A 15,070-nucleotide genomic window follows, 5' to 3' on the forward strand; every position below is an offset into this window, starting at 1 on the left:
CGATCGAGACTCGACAAACTTCCGGACTGGCGCGCCATGCGCGTGCCAGTCCGCCTGACATATCAGAGGATTTCCATGACCCCACTCCGCAGCCTCATCGCCACCGCCCTTGCCGCCGGTCTGGCCAGTGCCGCCGCCGCGCAGGACGCGGGTGACAACATCGCCGTCGCCTATGAAGAGGACGGCCGCTATTTCACGGCAGACGACATTCCCACCTATAACGTGGCCGAGGATGGCACTGTGGACTGGCTGACGTTTTCCGGGTTCCGGCGCTATCATTCCGAATGCCATGTCTGCCACGGCCCCGATGGCGAGGGCTCGACCTATGCCCCCGCGCTGAAGAAATCCGCTGTCGAAATGGACTATTACGATTTCTACAGCGTCGTGGTGAACGGGCGCGAGAACGGCAACTCGGTGATGCCGCACTTCGGCGACAACCGGAATGTGATGTGCTATCTCGACGACATCTATGTCTATCTCAAGGCGCGCGGCATGGATGCCGTGCCACGCGGACGCCCGGCGAAGAAAGAGGCCAAGGCGGACGCGATCCAAGAGGACGAAAATGACTGCATGGGCTGATCTTGCCCGGTGCGCACGGCCTGCGCGCCTTGCCCTTGGCCTCGTCGCGGCATGGCTCGCGGCGGGGTTTGCCGCAGACGCGCGGGCGCAGACATCGGACCTGGTGTCAGAGAACGCGCTGCGGGTCTGCGCCGATCCGGCCAACATGCCGGCGTCTGCCGAGGACCAGAGCGGGTATGAGAACGCGCTGGCCGAGCTGATCGCGGACAAGCTGGGCGTGCCGGTCGAATACACCTGGTATCCGATGGCCACCGGTTTCATCCGCAACACCCTCAAGGCCAAACGCTGTGACGTGGTGATGGGCTATGCGCAGGGGCATGAGCTGGTTCAGAACACCAATCATTATTTCACCTCGGTCTACACGTTGATCGTGCCCAAGGATGGCCCGCTTGCCGGGGTGACCTCACTGTCGGATGCGGCCCTGAACGGGCAGCGCATCGGCATTGTCGCGGGCACGCCGCCCTCGGCGCATCTGGCGCGTAACGGGTTGATCGGGAAGGCGAAACCGTACCGGCTATTTGTCGATCGCCGCCATGAAAGCCCGGCCACCGACATGATCGCCGATCTGGAGGCGGGCGCAATCGACGCCGCGATCCTGTGGGGGCCGCTGGGCGGGCCGCTGGTCAAGCAGGGGCACCCTGGCCTTGCCGTGATCCCATTGGTCAACGAGACCGATCCGCCGCGCCTGTTCTTTCGCATCACCATGGGCGTCCGGCTGGGTGAGAAGGTCTGGGAACGCAAGCTGAACTCGTTGATCCGCCGTCATCAGGACGAGATCGACGCGCTGCTGCGCGAGGCCGGTGTGCCGCTGGTCAATGACATGGGCACGGCGGTCAAAGAGCCTGAGGGATGAGACACGCGCTGATCCTCGTGGCGCTGCTGGGCCTGTCGGTGACAGCGGTGGCGCAGACGGTGCGCGAGCCCGATGGCTACCGGATGGATCAGTATCGCGGGCCGGTACCGGACAGCCTGACCGGGGGGCGGGTTCTCGATCCCGAGGCCGCGCATGAATTGTGGCAAGCGGGCGAGGCGGCGTTCATCGACGTGCTGCCGCGTGCGCCCAAGCCCAAGAACCTGCCCGAGGGCACGATATGGCGCGACAAGCCGCGCCATTCGATCCCCGGGGCGATCTGGCTGCCCAATGTGGGCTACGGCGCGATTGCCGAGGTGACGGCGGATTACTTTCGTCTTGGGCTGGAGCAGGCCACGGACGGGAACATGGATCATCCGGTGGTGATCTTCTGCCTGGCGGAGTGCTGGATGTCGTGGAATGCGGCCAAGCGGTCGCTGGAGTATGGTTATTCCGAGGTCTACTGGATGCCCGACGGCACCGATGGCTGGACGTTTTTCGACTATCCGACCGAAGTGATCACGCCAGTGCCCGAGCCGTGAGGCGGCTGGACCGCGCGGTCCCTGTCGCCTAGACAGGAGGGACGCCCCATTGAAAGGTCAGGCCGCTGTTCACCTCTGATCATATCGACCGTCTCTGCGATCTGATGCGCCGTGTCGGGGACGAGGAACTGATGCCGCGGTTCCGCGCGCAGGTGCCCAACCCGGTGCATGAAAAGACCTCTGCCTTCGATGTGTGCAGCGAGGCCGACGAGGCGGCGGAGGCGCGGCTGAGTGCCGGTCTGACGGACCTGTTTCCGGCGGCGCTGATCGTCGGCGAGGAAAGCACCGGCCATGATCCCGCGATGATCGCGAAGATGGGAGAGGCCGGGACGGCGTTCCTGATCGACCCGATCGACGGGACCAAGAATTTCACCTCGGGCGTGCCGCTGTTCGGGACCATGATCGCGGGGCTGTCGGCGGGCGAGATCGTGTTTGCCGCGATCCATGATCCGGTCTGCGATGACACCGCGCTTGCCGTGCGGGGCGGCGGCGCGTGGCTGCGGCGGGCGAACGGCGAGGAGGTGCGGCTGCGGGTGTCGCCGCCCTGCGCGCCGGAACAGATGAATATCGTCGCCGGGACGAATTTCCTGCCCGCGCATCTGCGCCCCGTCGTGCAGGAGAACCTGCCGAAATTCGGGATGAATTTCTGGCTGCGCTGTGCGGCGCATGAATACCGGCTGGCGGCGAGCGGGCATTGCGAGTTGCTGGCCTATAACAAGCTGATGCCCTGGGATCACGCGGCGGGCTGGCTGTTGCACCGCGAGGCCGGGGGCCATAGCGCGCATTTCGACGGGTCGGATTACAAGCCGGTGCATACCACCGGTGGCCTGATCTGCGCGCCTGACCCGGACAGTTGGCAGGTGGCGCGCGATTGCCTGTTGACCGACCGTCGCTAGCGCGTTGCGGGGGCGTCAGTAGCCCGGCAGGGTGGCCTGGGCGTGGCTGACGGTGCCGTCGGTGTCGGTCATGGTGACGTCCACCGCCTGTGTGCGCCCGGGCACCGAGAGGCTGACGCGGGGGTTTTCGGACAGCGAGATGGAGCCGGTCATTTCCACGTAGCCGCCGCCATCGAGGTCGATATCGACCGTTTCCACATAGCGCAGCGGGATGAACAGCAGGCTGATCTGGTCCATCTGCATGCCCGAGTGGCTGGGATGGCTGATCTCGAGATCGACCTGCCGGTTGCGGGCGGTAAGGGCGGCAAGCCGGTCCTGCACGCGGCTGACCGCAGAGTCGGTGATGGCGATGCGCATCTGGCCGAGGGTGGCGAGGGCAACGTCGGGGTCGGTGCCAGGCGGTGCGGCGCAGGCCCCCTGACCGGAGGTCTTGACGAAGGTGTCGGCGACGTACAACTGCCCGTCCGTCGTCTCGCCGACCACATGCAGCGGCGTCGGGCCGTTGATCCGCATGGTGACGTCGAAGGTAAAGCGCGGCTGCGGGGCCTTGAAGTCGAAGACCGCCGAGACCGGCATCGGGTTGTCATCGAGGATCACCTCGACCCTACCCCAGAGCCGCCCCGGCGGGGCCGCGAGCGTCGCCTTGACATGGGTACGGGCGTCCTCGGTGGTGCGGTAGGGGGTGTCGATGGCGATATGCTCGGTGCCGTCGAGCAGCGGGCGGGTGCCGTAGAGATCCTGCGCGAGGTCGGGCCAGACCGGCTCGGACGCGGCGGCAGGCAGGGCGAGCGCCGCCATGAGTGCGAGGGGCAGGAGCGTGTGTTTCATCGGTCATCCTCCGTGATGAACAGGCCGAAGGCGCGCGGCCCGTCGCCGGTCTCGATCTCGTTCACCACTTGCAATGTGGCCGCGTCGATCACGCTGACCGTGTTCGAAAACCAGTTTGCCACGATTATGCGGGTGTTGTCATGCGTGGCGTCGATGCCCTCGGGATATTCGCCCACGTCGAGGGTGGCTGTGAGTGTCAGATCGTCGAGGGATATGACGCTGACGGTGTCGGCATATTGGTTGGTGACAAAGGCGCGGCTCTGCGCGAAGGCCACGCCGTAAGGGCGCGCGCCGACGGGCACGGTGGCAAGGGTCGCGCCACTGGCGGGGTCGAGAACGGTGACCTCATCGCTGCCGACATTGCCGACGAAGAGCCGCCCGTCGGGGGCGAAACGCAGGCCGAAGGGGCGGGTGCCGACCTGTGGTTGCGCGAGGATGGCGAGCGTGTCGGCGTCGAAGATCGTGACCCGGTCGGCGTCCCGCTCGGCGGTGGCGAGGTGGCGGCCGTCATCGGAAAGGGCGATGCCCGCAGGGGCGGCGGCGGTTGTGAGATCTTGCAGATGGGCGAGGGTCTGATCGTCCAGCACCCAGAGCCGGGCGTTGTACCAGTCCGAGACGTAAAGCCGCCCGCGCGCCGCGTCATGCGCGACGCCGATGGGGCCGCCATCGAGCACGGTCTCAGCCAGCACCGCGCCGGTTTTGGCGTCAAGGCGGCGGACGGTCTTGCTGTCGGGGGAGACGGTGTAGAGCGCGTCCCCCGTCACCGCCACGCCTGCCGGTTTGCCGGGCAGGGGCCAGCGGGCGCGCTCGACCCCTTGGGCGACGTCGATGACGCTGAGAACCTCGCCGTTCTGGCAGGTTATATAGGCGGTTTGTGCCGATCCCGACCCGGCGAGAGCCAGCCCGAGGATCAGCAGCGTGGCGTCAAGAGCCCGGCGCACCGAACCGCTCGACCAGGGCATCGAGCCCTGCCTGATAGACGCCGGTCACGGCGGCGATGGCGGCGGCATCGTTGAGCTCTTCGGGTGGGTCGTTGTTGGGATAGCCGCGATAGAAGGCGCCGCGCCATTCGACCAGCGAGCCGCCGCCGTCGCGCGGTTTCACGGTCAGGTGCGAGGAATAATTGGTGACCGGCAGAACCTCGACCTTTACCTCGGTGATGCGGTAGGAATAGCTCATCTTCTCGGCGCTGTACTTATAGAGCACCTCGTCGATGGTGGGGCCGCCTTCGGCCCCCAGAACCAGCTGTCGTGTGGCGTCGATATCGTTGCCGTCCTCGCCGGTCGATGAATGCACCGCAGTGTGCCAGGACATGTCCTGGAAATTGCCGATCGCGGCCCAGACGTCCGCCGGGTCGGCGGCGACCTCAGCGGTGACGGTGACCTTTTGCCGGGTCGGGCCGTGGGCGAGTGCCAGTGACGGAAGTGTCAGTGCCGCAGCGGCGATCAGGAATAGACGTCGTTTCATTTTTCCTCCTCACGAAAAATGCGGTTTTTCAGGATGTAGCGCATGCCGCGCTGCCAGCTTTCATCGGTGTTCGAGCGGATATCGACCACGCCGCCGCGCACCAGATCGCCGGTTTCGGCGTCGCGCAGTTGCAGGTTCATGGCGAGGATCAGGTTGGAGACCTTCTGCACCTCGCCCACCAGCGAGAAATCGGCCCCCAGATCGGTGGCCATGCGGGTGTCGCAGCCATAGCATTTGGCGGGGTTCACGATGCGGTCGAGATCGGCCTGCACGGGTGTGATGTCGAGCAATTCGTAGCCTTCGGCGAGAAATCTGTCGCGCACGATCTCTTCGAGCATGGCAATGCGGGCGATCTGTGCCGGGTCCTCGCCCTGCATCTGGCTTTGCAGGGACTCGTCGAGCAGGGTGAGGCCGAAAAACGCCACTTTGTCGCCTGCGGTCGCGGCCGAGGCGAATCCAAGAAACAGCAGTGTTATCAACCTCATGGCACGCTCTTATAAAATAAGAATAGAGCCATAGTCTGGGCCTGCTAAGGTGATTCCAGCAACACGGCCAAAGGTAGCGGTTTCGTCCAAAGCGGTCTTCACGGCAGCTTGGGGCAGATGGACCGGCATCGAAAAAAGGCCGGGCAAGGGAGGATACCGTGCTGAAATATGCTCAGGCGCTGCTGGCGTCGCTTACCTTCTGTTTCTGGACCGGGTCCGCGATGGCGGTCGATGTGCGCGCGGCGGTGCTGCGGGTGGATTATCCCACATTGCTGCCGGTGTCGCGCCATGATCTGCGGGCCGAGGATATCGGCTTTGCCGGGGCGGCGCTGGCGGATGAGGACAATGGCACCACGGGCAGTTTCATGGGGCATACCTATGAGACCGTGACACGGGCCGTGCCGCCCGAGGGGGCCGATGCGGCGCTTGAGGACTTGCTGGGTGACGGTATTCGCCTGATCGTGGTGCAGGCCGAAGCCGAGGATCTGTTGCGCCTGTCGGACCGTGCGGCGGAGGAGGGCGCGCTGGTGCTGAACGCAGCCGCGCCCGATACGGGCCTGCGCGATGATCAGTGCCGCGCCAACCTGCTGCATATCGCGCCGTCCGATCAGATGATGGCCGATGCGGTGGCGCAATTCGCGGTCTGGAAGAAATGGGGTGACTGGCTGCTGATCGAGGGGTCGAACCCCGCCGATGTGGCGCTTGGCGCGGCGTTCCGGCGGGCGGCGGCCAAGTACGGGGCCGAGATCGTGGAAGAGCGCACCTTCGAGGATACCGGCGGCAGTCGCCGGACGGATTCGGGCCATGTGCTGGTGCAGCGGCAATTGCCGACCTTCATGCAGGGAGCCGAGGATCATGACGTGGTGATCACGGCGGATGCCACCGACTATTTCGCCAATTACCTGCCCTATCACCTGTGGACGCCGCGCCCGGTGATGGGGTCGGGCGGGTTGAAACCCGTCACCATGCACGGCGCGCATGAGGCCTGGGGGGCGACGCAGTTCCAGACCCGGTTCGAGGAATTGACCCGGCGCACCGTCACCTCGGAGGATTACAACGTCTGGCTGGCGCTGCGGGTGGTGGGCGAGGCGGTGACGCGCACGAGTTCCGCCGAGCCGGAGGCGATCCGCGATTATGCGCTGTCGGATGCGTTCGAGCTGGCGGCGTTCAAGGGGCAGAAGGTGACGTTTCGCCAATGGAACGGGCAGATGCGGCAGCCGATCCTGCTTTACGATGGGCGCATCACCGTGAGCGTCAGCCCGCAGGAGGGCTTTCTGCATCAACGATCGCCGCTCGACACGATGGGGCTGGATCAGCCCGAATCTCAATGCACAGCCTTCAACTGAACGGAGACAGGTATGAAAACGCTGCTACTCTCAACGGCGCTTGTTGCGCTCAGCCTCTCGCCCGCGCTGGCCGGCAAGGCGTTCATATCGAACGAGCGGGGCAACACGATCACGGTCGTCGATACCGACACATGGGAGGTGCTGACCGAGTTCGATGGCGGCAACCGCCCGCGCGGCATCATCGTCAGCCCGGATGGCAAGAAGCTTTATGTCTGCGCCTCGGATGACAATCTGGTGCGGGTGTTCGACACCGAGACCTATGAGGAATTGCCGAGCCTGCCGTCGGGGCCCGACCCTGAACTCTTCACCATCGAGGAAAGCGGCACGCGGCTCTATATCGCCAATGAGGATGACAACCTTGTCACCGTGACCAATACCGACACGCGCGAGGTGCTGGCCGAGGTGCCGGTGGGGGTGGAACCCGAGGGGATGGGGATCAGCCCCGACGGCAAGTTCGTGGTCAACACGTCCGAGACGACGAACATGGCGCATTTCATCTCCACCGAGGATTACAAGATCAAGTATAACGTGCTGGTCGATCAGCGCCCGCGCTATGCGCAATACACGGCGGACGGCACGCGGCTTTATGTGTCGTCGGAGATCGGCGGCACCGTCACGGTGATGGATATCGCCGAGGATGGCGCGCCAACGGTGGTCGGCAAGCTCACCTTTGAGGTGCCCAATGTGCAGCCCGAATGGCTGCAGCCGGTGGGTGTGAAAGTGACTGAAGATGGCAGCCGCGTCTTTGTCGCGCTCGGGCCTGCGAACCGGGTGGCGGTTGTGGATGGCGAGAGCCTTGAGGTGCTGGATTACATCCTGGTGGGACAGCGCGTCTGGCAGCTCGATTTCACGCCGGATCAGAAATACCTCGTGAGCACCAACGGCAATTCCAACGACATCACCGTGATCGACGTGGCCGCTGAAAAGGCGATCCGGTCGGTGGAGGTGGGACAGGCGCCCTGGGGCGTGGCGATCATCGACTGAAGACCATTGATTGATAAAAAGGGAGACTGACAATGAAACGACTTGTGACCGCCTTTTGCCTGGCTTTTGTGGGCGCGCCCGTGGCCGCGGCACCGCTGTGCGATGAGTTCGGCTTTGCCGGGCTGCTGGCCAAGTGCAATCGCGGCGAGCCGATCGAGTTGACGCTCGGCTCGGGTGTTCCGCTGGGCGAGGATCGCACGCTGGAATCCGGGGCCTATTACGAGATGGAGATCACCTCGGACGGGTCTGCCGAACTGGCGCTGTCGGGGCCGGATTTCTTTCGCGCGATCTGGATGGACGAGATCGTGATCAACGATATCGAGATCCGTCCGATGGCGGTGGACAGTTTCGAATTCGATGACGGCGGCACGATGGAGTTTTCCTTTATCGCGATCAAGCCGGGGCGGCATGTGCTGCGCATTCCGGGCTCGACCGGCGAAAGCCAGATGGTGACGTTTACCATTCAGTAACGGAGGCGGGGCCTTTTGCGACCATCATTTGCCAGGCTCTGGCGGGCGGGGCGCGGGATCATCCCGCGCCTTCTCCTCGTGCTGGGACTGGTCTGCGCGGGGCCGGTGCTGGCCGACGATCTGCCGGTGATCCGGGCTGCCGTGCTGAAGGTCGGCACGGTGAACTGGGAATTGCAGACCATCCTGCGCGAGGGGCTGGACCGCGAGCACGGGTTCCGGCTGGAGGTGCAGCCCTATGCCGATACCGCCGCCACGCATCTGGCGGTGCAGGGCGGGGCCGCCGATCTGGCGGTGGCCGACATGATCTGGCTGGCGCGGCAGCGGGCGGCGGGGCGCGATTACGTCTTTATCCCCTATTCGCGCGCGGTGGGCGGCGTGGTGGTGCCTGATGGCAGCACCGCGCAGACATTGGCCGATCTGCGCGGCGGCAAGATCGGGATTGCAGGCGGGCCGCTCGATAAATCATGGCTGATCCTGCGCGCCTATGCGCGGGCGGAGCACGGCATGGACCTGGAGGCCGAGACCGAACAGGTTTTTGGCGCGCCGCCGCTGATCTACAAATCAGCGCTGCGGGCGGATTATGCGGGGGCGATCAATTACTGGCATTTCCTGGCTCGGATGAAGGCCGAGGGAATGCGGGAACTGATCTCGGTGGGCACGGCGGCAGAGGCGCTGGGCCTCGATCCGGCGACGCCGCTTTTGGGCTATTACATGCGCGAGGCGTTCATGGCCGAGCATCTGGGGCTGGCGCAGGCGTTCTATGACGCGAGCCGCGCGGCCAAGGATGTGTTGGGCCGGTCGGAGGCGGCGTGGCAGGCGCTGCGCCCGCTGATCGCGCCGCAATCGGAGGCGCAATTCGCGCAGTTGCGGGAGGATTGGCTGGCCGGGGTGCCGCCGCGCGGGCCGGTTGATCCTGCGGGCGCGCAGGCGATGTTCGCGCTGATGCATGAGCTGGGTGGGCGCGATCTGGTGGGCGATGCGGCGCGGCTTCCGCCCGGCCTGTTTGCAGAGATCGAATGAGCGAGACCGCGCAGAGCCGCGCGGTGCCTGCCTTGTCATTGGCGGTGCTGCTGGGGGTCTGGGCGGTGGCCGCGCTGCTGACGCGCGATCCGCAGCTTTTGCCCGCGCCGTGGCAATTGGCGGGGCCGTTCTGGGGCGAGTTGCGTTCGGGCGATCTGCTCTATCATCTCGGCATGACGCTGTGGCGGGTCGCCTGTGCCTTTGTGCTGGCGATGTCGATCGGCGTGGCGCTGGGGCTGGTGATGGGACGCTCGGAGAGGCTCGATCGCTGGCTCGATCCGTGGCTGGTGGTGTTTCTGAACCTGCCCGCGCTGGTGCTGATCGTGCTGTGTTATCTGTGGATCGGGCTGACCGAGGTGGCGGCGATCCTGGCCGTGAGCCTGAACAAGATCCCCAATGTGGCGATTGTGCTTCGCGAGGGCGCGCGGGCGCTGAGCCCTGATCTGGATGCGATGGCGCGGGTCTATGCGATGCCGCGGGGTGCGCGGCTGCGCCATGTTGTGCTGCCGCAACTGGCGCCGTTCATCGCGGGCGCGGCGCGGTCGGGTGTGGCGCTGATCTGGAAGATCGTGCTGGTGGTGGAATTCCTGGGCCGGTCCTCGGGCGTCGGGTTTCAGATCCACATGCATTTTCAGCTGTTCGATGTGGGGATGGTGCTGGTCTATGCGCTGTCGTTCATCGCGGTGATGCTGGCGGTGGAATGGGGCCTGTTACAACCCTGGGAGCGGCGCGTGCGGCGCTGGCGGGCGGCATGATCGAGGTCGGGATCACGGACAAGCGGTTCGGTGCGGTGCAGGTGCTGGGGCAGGTGACGTTCACGGTTGCCCCCGGGGAGGTGATGGCGATCCTCGGGCCGTCGGGGGTGGGGAAATCGACCTTGCTGCGGATCGTGGCGGGGGTGGACGAGGATTTCACCGGCCATGTGCGCGGCCCTGCGCGCCGGGCGATGGTGTTTCAGGACCCCACATTGCTGCCGTGGCGGTCGGCGCTGGACAATCTGCGGATCGTGCATCCGGGCTTGGGTGACGCCGAGGCGCAGGAGATGCTGGGCAAGGTCGGGCTGGGCGACCGGGGCGCTGCGTTTCCGGGGCAGTTGTCGCTGGGGCAACAGCGCCGGTTGAGCCTTGCGCGGGCCTTTGCCGGACAGCCCGAATTGCTGATCATGGATGAGCCGTTCGTGTCGCTGGATTCCGCCACCGGAGAGGAGATGCTGGCGCTGACCGAGCGGCTGATCGCCGAGACGCGGCCTGCGACCCTGCTTGTTACCCATGCCCGCGCCGAGGCCGAGCGACTGGCGAGCCGGATCATGCATCTGGCGGGGCAACCGGCGGTGTTGCGTGACGGGGTCGGGCCGTGAGGCGCGCGCGGGCTTGTTGCCCCGCGCCGGACGGGGCAGTGTGCGACGGAGCAGGAGAGGGACGGCATGGCAGAGCTTGAGGTGCGCGATCTGAGTTTTCGCTATGGCGCGAAACAGGCGCTGGACAGGGTGTCCTTTGCCCTGCCCGAGGCGACGTTCTGTGCGCTGCTGGGCCCCAATGGAGCGGGCAAGTCGACGCTGGTGTCGCTGCTGACGCGATTGCTGGTGTCGCCCGAGGGGCAGGTGGTGGTGGCGGGCCACGACATGGCGCGCGCGCCGCGCCGCGCGCTGGCGCATCTGGGCGTGGTGTTTCAGCAGCCGACGCTCGATCTGAACCTGACGGTGCGGCAGAACATGCGCTATTTCGCGGCGCTGCACGGGCTGCCGCGCAAGGGGCTGGACGGGCGGATTGACGCCGCGCTCGACCGGTTGGGCATGGCGGAGCGGGCCGGCGAAAAGGCGGCGGATCTCAATGGCGGGCATCGGCGGCGAATGGAGCTGGCGCGGGCGCTGTTGCACCGGCCCCGTGTGCTGTTGCTGGATGAGCCAACCGTGGGCCTCGATGCCGCCGCGCGGGCCGCGATCGTGGGGCATGTGCATGATCTTGCGCGTGACGGCCTGTGCGTGCTTTGGACGACGCATCTGACGGACGAGGTGCGCGACGGCGATCACCTGCTGGTGCTGCATCAGGGCCGTATTCTTGCGGATGGCAGGACGCGGGATATTCGCGGAGAGATGCCGCTGTCGGATTGGTTCCTGAGCCGGACGGAGGTGGTGGCATGAGCGGGCTGTGGGGCGTCGCGCGGGCGATCATGGGCCGCGAATTCCTGCGCTTCGTGCATCAGCGCGAGCGGTTTTTGGCGGCGTTGGTGCGGCCATTGGTGTGGCTTCTGGTTTTTGCGGCGGGGTTTCGGGCCGCGCTTGGCCTGTCGATCATCCCACCCTATCAGACCTATATCACCTATGAGACCTATATCGTGCCGGGGCTGTGCGCGATGGTGCTGCTCTTCAACGGCATGCAAAGCTCGCTCAGCCTTGTTTATGACCGCGAAATGGGGTCGATGCGGTTGCTGCTGACGAGCCCCTATCCGCGCGGCTGGCTGCTGTTTTGTCGCCTCTTCGGGGCGACGCTGATCTCGGTGTTGCAGGTCTATGCGTTCCTCGGGATCGCGGCGCTGTTTGACATCACCATGCCTGTCTGGGGCTATGTGGCGGTGTTGCCGGGGCTTATTCTGGGGGGGCTGATGCTGGGCGCGCTCGGGCTGGTGCTGTCGAGTTTCATCAAGCAATTGGAGAATTTCGCAGGGGTGATGAATTTCGTGATCTTCCCGATGTTTTTCCTGTCCTCGGCGCTCTATCCGCTGTGGAAGATGCGCGAAAGTTCGGAGCTTTTGCACGATATCTGCGCGTTCAACCCGTTCACCCATGTGGTCGAATTGATCCGCTTCCTGCTGTACCTGCAGATGAACTGGCAGGCGCTCGCGTGGGTGGTGGGATCGACCGTTGTGCTGGGGGCGGTGGCGCTCTGGGCCTATGATCCGTCGCGTGCGCTGATGAAGCGCAAGGGGTGAGCGGCTCAGGACAGGCGGCTGCAACGCCAGCGGCGGATGCGCAGATCGGGGTGGTTTTCCATCCAGCGGGCAAGTTCGGGCTGCGCCATGCGCAGGCAGGCGGCGGGGGTCATGTCGCCGAGGATGAGGCGATGGTCCTGGCATTGCGCCGGGGCGGCGGCCATGCAGGTGACAAAGAGCAATTGGATCATGCGGCGTCCTTTCTCGCGGGCGTCCATCCTCCCTGGGTTCAGTCTAGCGCGGCGGGCCGTGATTGCACGCCCCGAGAGGTGGTTCGGCGCAAATCTGTTGCTTTTGCGCGCCGCAGGCCGGATTTTCCGGCATGAGGAGGAACTGCGCGTGCGTCTGAGACAGACCGAATCGCTCAAGGCGAAGCTGGGGATCGGCGCGGCGCTCTTGGGCGGTGTCACGCTGGTGCTGGCGGCGATCCTCTATCTGGGGATGACGCGGGTTGCAGACCGGTTGGAGGCGGCGCTGGCCACCGAGACGCGGATGGCGCGGTATTCGACACTGTCGCGCGAGGCGTCGACCTTCATCGTCATCGCGACCGAGACGGTGCAGACCGAACGCCCGCCCGAGGTGCGCGCCGAGCGGCTGGAGCCGGTGTCGGAGGCGATTGCGCGGACGTTCACGCTGTTGCGGTCGGATCTGGAGAAGGCGGTGGAGGAGGCGCGCGCACTGGGCCTTGATGCGCAATCGCGGCAGGCGACGCAATCGCTGGGCCTCGCGCGGATGGAGGCGCTGTTGCAGAACACGCTGCAGGCGCTGCGCAGTCCCGAGCGCGACCGCGACCGGCTGCGCGCCTATATCGACAGTTTCGCGAGCGGGTTCGATCCGCTGCTCAATCAGGCGGTCAATACCGAGATCATCCTGCGCAACGAGGTGCTGGCCGGAATCGAGCGCCTGCGCGCGCGGCTGAGCCGGATCGCGATTGTCACCGGTATCGTGAGCCTTGTGCTGGTGGCCGGGTTCTACCTGTTGCTGATCCGCCCGCAATTTCGCCGTCTCGACCGGCTGCGCAGGGCTGCGCGCGAGATCGGGCAGGAGAATTTCGCGGTCGCGCTGCCGGAAGGCGGGCGCGATGAGATCGGGCTGCTTTATGCCGAGACGGATCGCATGGCGCGGGCACTCTCGGAGCGGCGGGACGCGGTGCAGGCGGAGTGGGACCGGCTGAACGAGACCATCGCGCAGCGCACCGAGGAATTGCGTGCGGCCAACACGCGGCTGGAGGAGATCGACGACAATCGCCGCCGGTTCTTTGCCGATATCAGCCATGAGTTGCGCACACCGCTGACGGTGATCCTGATGGAGGCGCAGATTGGGCGGCAGGGCGGTGAGGGTGCGTCAGACGCCTTTGCCACGATCGAGACGCGGGCCGCGCGGCTCAACCGGCGGATCGACGATCTGTTGCGCGTGGCGCGGTCCGAGAACGGGCAACTGGCGCTCGATCCCGTGGCGGTGCCGCTGGAGCGGATCGCGGCGGAGGTGGTGGAGGAGGTGCAGGCGGAAATCGACACTGCCGGGCTGAGCCTTGAGGTTGCGGAGATACCGGCGGTGACGGTCATCTGCGATCCCAACTGGGCGCGGCAGGTGATCGTGGGGCTGGTGCGCAACGCGATCAGTCATGCCCGCGAGGGCGGTGCGCTGCGGCTCGCGGCGGAGGTGGATGCGCAGGGTGCGGGTCTCACGCTGACGGATAATGGCCCCGGCATCGCGCCCGAGGCGCAGGCGCGCGTGTTCGAGCGGTTCGAGCAGGCGGGGCGCGGGCGCGGGCAGGGATTTGGCATAGGTCTGGCGCTGGCGAAATGGGTGGTCGAGGCGCAGGGCGGGCAGATCGCGTTGCTCAGCCCGGTGCCCCGCGAGGCCGCCATCGGCGACGCACCCGGGACCAAGATATCGGTTCGCCTGCCGCGCGGATCGGGTTAGGCTCTGGCCCCATGAGCAAACAGTTGTTGATCGTCGAGGATGACCCGGAAATCACCTCGGCCCTGATGCGGGGGCTGGCGCTGCACGGTTATGAGGCCGAGGCCGAGAACCGCGCGGGCCGGGCCTTGGCGCGGCTGGAGCGGGGGCGGTTTTCCTGTGCCATCGTGGATGTGATGCTGGGCAACGACAGCGGGCTTTCACTGGTGCGCGAGGCGCGGGAGCGGGGCCTGACGCTGCCGATCCTGATGCTGTCGGCGCTGTCGGATGTGGAGGACCGCGCGGCGGGGCTGGAGGCGGGGGCGGATGATTATGTGGTCAAGCCGTTTTCGTTTGACGAATTGGTGGCGCGGCTGCGGGTGCAGGAAGCGCGCGCCGATCACCGGCAGGTCGCGGCGGCGACGCTCTGCCCGCGCGAGCGGGTGCTGCGGCGGGGGGGTGATGCGGTGACGCTGACCGAGCGGGAATATGCGCTTTTGGCGCTGCTTATCGAGCATGGCGGCACGGCACAGCCGCGCCACGCGATCTTTGACGCGCTTTGGGCGGCCGAGGGATCGGCCAGCGAAAACGTGGTGGATGTTTATATCGGTTATCTGAGGCGCAAGCTGGCCGAGGGCGATTTCGGGTTCGAGATCAAGACGATACGCAGCAAAGGGTTTTGCCTGGATGGGGTTGCGCCGCGCCTGAAGACCCCTTGATGCAGACCAAAGTCTGCATATCTCTTATAAAATAAGAGTCGCCCGAGTACGAGT

19 protein-coding genes are annotated in these 15,070 nt (G+C 65.7%); 14 read left to right on the forward strand and 5 right to left on the reverse strand.

Annotation, left to right across the window (positions count from 1 at the left end):
- The first annotated feature begins 75 nt into the window (after positions 1–75).
- The 4 genes from BMX04_RS09855 to BMX04_RS09870 all read left to right on the forward strand — a co-directional run bounded on the left by BMX04_RS09855 (position 76) and on the right by BMX04_RS09870 (position 2,867).
- A complete protein-coding gene (locus tag BMX04_RS09855) occupies positions 76–579 on the forward strand; it encodes a c-type cytochrome, methanol metabolism-related (protein ID WP_050662734.1) in 504 nt (167 codons plus the stop codon).
- On the forward strand, positions 563–1,432 hold the full coding sequence (locus BMX04_RS09860; protein ID WP_074786072.1) for a substrate-binding domain-containing protein: 870 nt from the start codon (positions 563–565) through the stop codon (positions 1,430–1,432). Before BMX04_RS09855 ends, BMX04_RS09860 begins: the two co-directional genes overlap by 17 nt.
- On the forward strand, positions 1,429–1,971 hold the full coding sequence (locus BMX04_RS09865) for a PQQ-dependent catabolism-associated CXXCW motif protein (RefSeq protein ID WP_074786073.1): 543 nt from the start codon (positions 1,429–1,431) through the stop codon (positions 1,969–1,971). The genes BMX04_RS09860 and BMX04_RS09865 overlap by 4 nt, the downstream gene beginning before the upstream one ends.
- 104 nt (positions 1,972–2,075) lie before the next feature.
- A complete protein-coding gene (locus BMX04_RS09870; protein ID WP_074786074.1) occupies positions 2,076–2,867 on the forward strand; it encodes an inositol monophosphatase family protein in 792 nt (263 codons plus the stop codon).
- A 15-nt stretch (positions 2,868–2,882) separates the two neighbouring features.
- Here BMX04_RS09870 and BMX04_RS09875 read toward each other — a convergent pair whose 3' ends face one another.
- Genes BMX04_RS09875 through BMX04_RS09890 form a run of 4 tightly spaced genes read right to left on the reverse strand, consistent with a single transcriptional unit; the run spans position 2,883 to position 5,647 of the window.
- Positions 2,883–3,695 (reverse strand): quinoprotein dehydrogenase-associated SoxYZ-like carrier, encoded by an 813-nt coding sequence (locus tag BMX04_RS09875; RefSeq protein ID WP_074786075.1) that lies wholly within the window; start codon positions 3,693–3,695, stop codon positions 2,883–2,885.
- The gene (locus BMX04_RS09880) at positions 3,692–4,657 is read right to left on the reverse strand and encodes a YncE family protein (protein WP_074786076.1); all 966 of its coding nucleotides are present in this window, start codon (positions 4,655–4,657) and stop codon (positions 3,692–3,694) included. The genes BMX04_RS09875 and BMX04_RS09880 overlap by 4 nt, the downstream gene beginning before the upstream one ends.
- Entirely contained in the window at positions 4,620–5,162 is a 543-nt protein-coding gene (locus tag BMX04_RS09885; protein WP_074786077.1) for an SRPBCC family protein, read from the reverse strand. Before BMX04_RS09885 ends, BMX04_RS09880 begins: the two co-directional genes overlap by 38 nt.
- Positions 5,159–5,647: a DUF3280 domain-containing protein gene (locus tag BMX04_RS09890; protein WP_074786078.1), complete on the reverse strand. Its 489-nt coding sequence runs from the start codon at positions 5,645–5,647 to the stop codon at positions 5,159–5,161. The genes BMX04_RS09885 and BMX04_RS09890 overlap by 4 nt, the downstream gene beginning before the upstream one ends.
- A 221-nt stretch (positions 5,648–5,868) precedes the next feature.
- Here BMX04_RS09890 and BMX04_RS09895 point away from each other — a divergent pair, with 221 nt between their 5' ends.
- The 8 genes from BMX04_RS09895 (at position 5,869) to BMX04_RS09930 (ending at position 12,395) form a co-directional block, all read left to right on the forward strand.
- The gene (locus BMX04_RS09895) at positions 5,869–6,993 is read left to right on the forward strand and encodes an ABC transporter substrate-binding protein (protein ID WP_074786121.1); all 1,125 of its coding nucleotides are present in this window, start codon (positions 5,869–5,871) and stop codon (positions 6,991–6,993) included.
- Positions 6,994–7,005: 12 nt separating this feature from the next.
- Positions 7,006–7,977 carry a PQQ-dependent catabolism-associated beta-propeller protein gene (locus BMX04_RS09900; protein WP_050662726.1) on the forward strand — a complete coding sequence of 324 codons (972 nt, stop codon included), beginning with the start codon at positions 7,006–7,008 and terminating at the stop codon, positions 7,975–7,977.
- A 32-nt stretch (positions 7,978–8,009) separates the two neighbouring features.
- The gene (locus BMX04_RS09905) at positions 8,010–8,447 is read left to right on the forward strand and encodes a cupredoxin domain-containing protein (RefSeq protein WP_074786079.1); all 438 of its coding nucleotides are present in this window, start codon (positions 8,010–8,012) and stop codon (positions 8,445–8,447) included.
- A 15-nt stretch (positions 8,448–8,462) separates the two neighbouring features.
- Positions 8,463–9,467 carry an ABC transporter substrate-binding protein gene (locus BMX04_RS09910; RefSeq protein ID WP_338101067.1) on the forward strand — a complete coding sequence of 335 codons (1,005 nt, stop codon included), beginning with the start codon at positions 8,463–8,465 and terminating at the stop codon, positions 9,465–9,467.
- A complete protein-coding gene (locus BMX04_RS09915; RefSeq protein WP_074786080.1) occupies positions 9,464–10,222 on the forward strand; it encodes an ABC transporter permease in 759 nt (252 codons plus the stop codon). The genes BMX04_RS09910 and BMX04_RS09915 overlap by 4 nt, the downstream gene beginning before the upstream one ends.
- Positions 10,168–10,824, forward strand: coding sequence for an ABC transporter ATP-binding protein (locus BMX04_RS09920; protein ID WP_244888518.1), 657 nt, complete (start codon positions 10,168–10,170; stop codon positions 10,822–10,824). The genes BMX04_RS09915 and BMX04_RS09920 overlap by 55 nt, the downstream gene beginning before the upstream one ends.
- 66 nt (positions 10,825–10,890) lie before the next feature.
- Positions 10,891–11,607: an ABC transporter ATP-binding protein gene (locus tag BMX04_RS09925; protein WP_074786082.1), complete on the forward strand. Its 717-nt coding sequence runs from the start codon at positions 10,891–10,893 to the stop codon at positions 11,605–11,607.
- Positions 11,604–12,395: an ABC transporter permease gene (locus BMX04_RS09930; protein ID WP_050662720.1), complete on the forward strand. Its 792-nt coding sequence runs from the start codon at positions 11,604–11,606 to the stop codon at positions 12,393–12,395. Before BMX04_RS09925 ends, BMX04_RS09930 begins: the two co-directional genes overlap by 4 nt.
- 5 nt (positions 12,396–12,400) lie before the next feature.
- On the opposite strand, the gene BMX04_RS09935 is transcribed toward BMX04_RS09930, so the two are convergent.
- Positions 12,401–12,586 (reverse strand): hypothetical protein, encoded by a 186-nt coding sequence (locus BMX04_RS09935; protein WP_074786083.1) that lies wholly within the window; start codon positions 12,584–12,586, stop codon positions 12,401–12,403.
- Between the two features lie 97 nt (positions 12,587–12,683).
- Here BMX04_RS09935 and BMX04_RS09940 point away from each other — a divergent pair, with 97 nt between their 5' ends.
- Complete coding sequence (locus BMX04_RS09940; RefSeq protein ID WP_338101068.1) at positions 12,684–14,321, forward strand: sensor histidine kinase; 1,638 nt, start codon at positions 12,684–12,686, stop codon at positions 14,319–14,321.
- 11 nt (positions 14,322–14,332) lie between these two features.
- Positions 14,333–15,016: a response regulator transcription factor gene (locus tag BMX04_RS09945; RefSeq protein WP_074786084.1), complete on the forward strand. Its 684-nt coding sequence runs from the start codon at positions 14,333–14,335 to the stop codon at positions 15,014–15,016.
- Positions 15,017–15,070: the final 54 nt, after the last annotated feature.

It is taken from the genome of Roseovarius tolerans (genome assembly GCF_900109855.1).
GTDB classification, from domain to species: Bacteria; Pseudomonadota; Alphaproteobacteria; order Rhodobacterales; family Rhodobacteraceae; genus Roseovarius; species Roseovarius tolerans.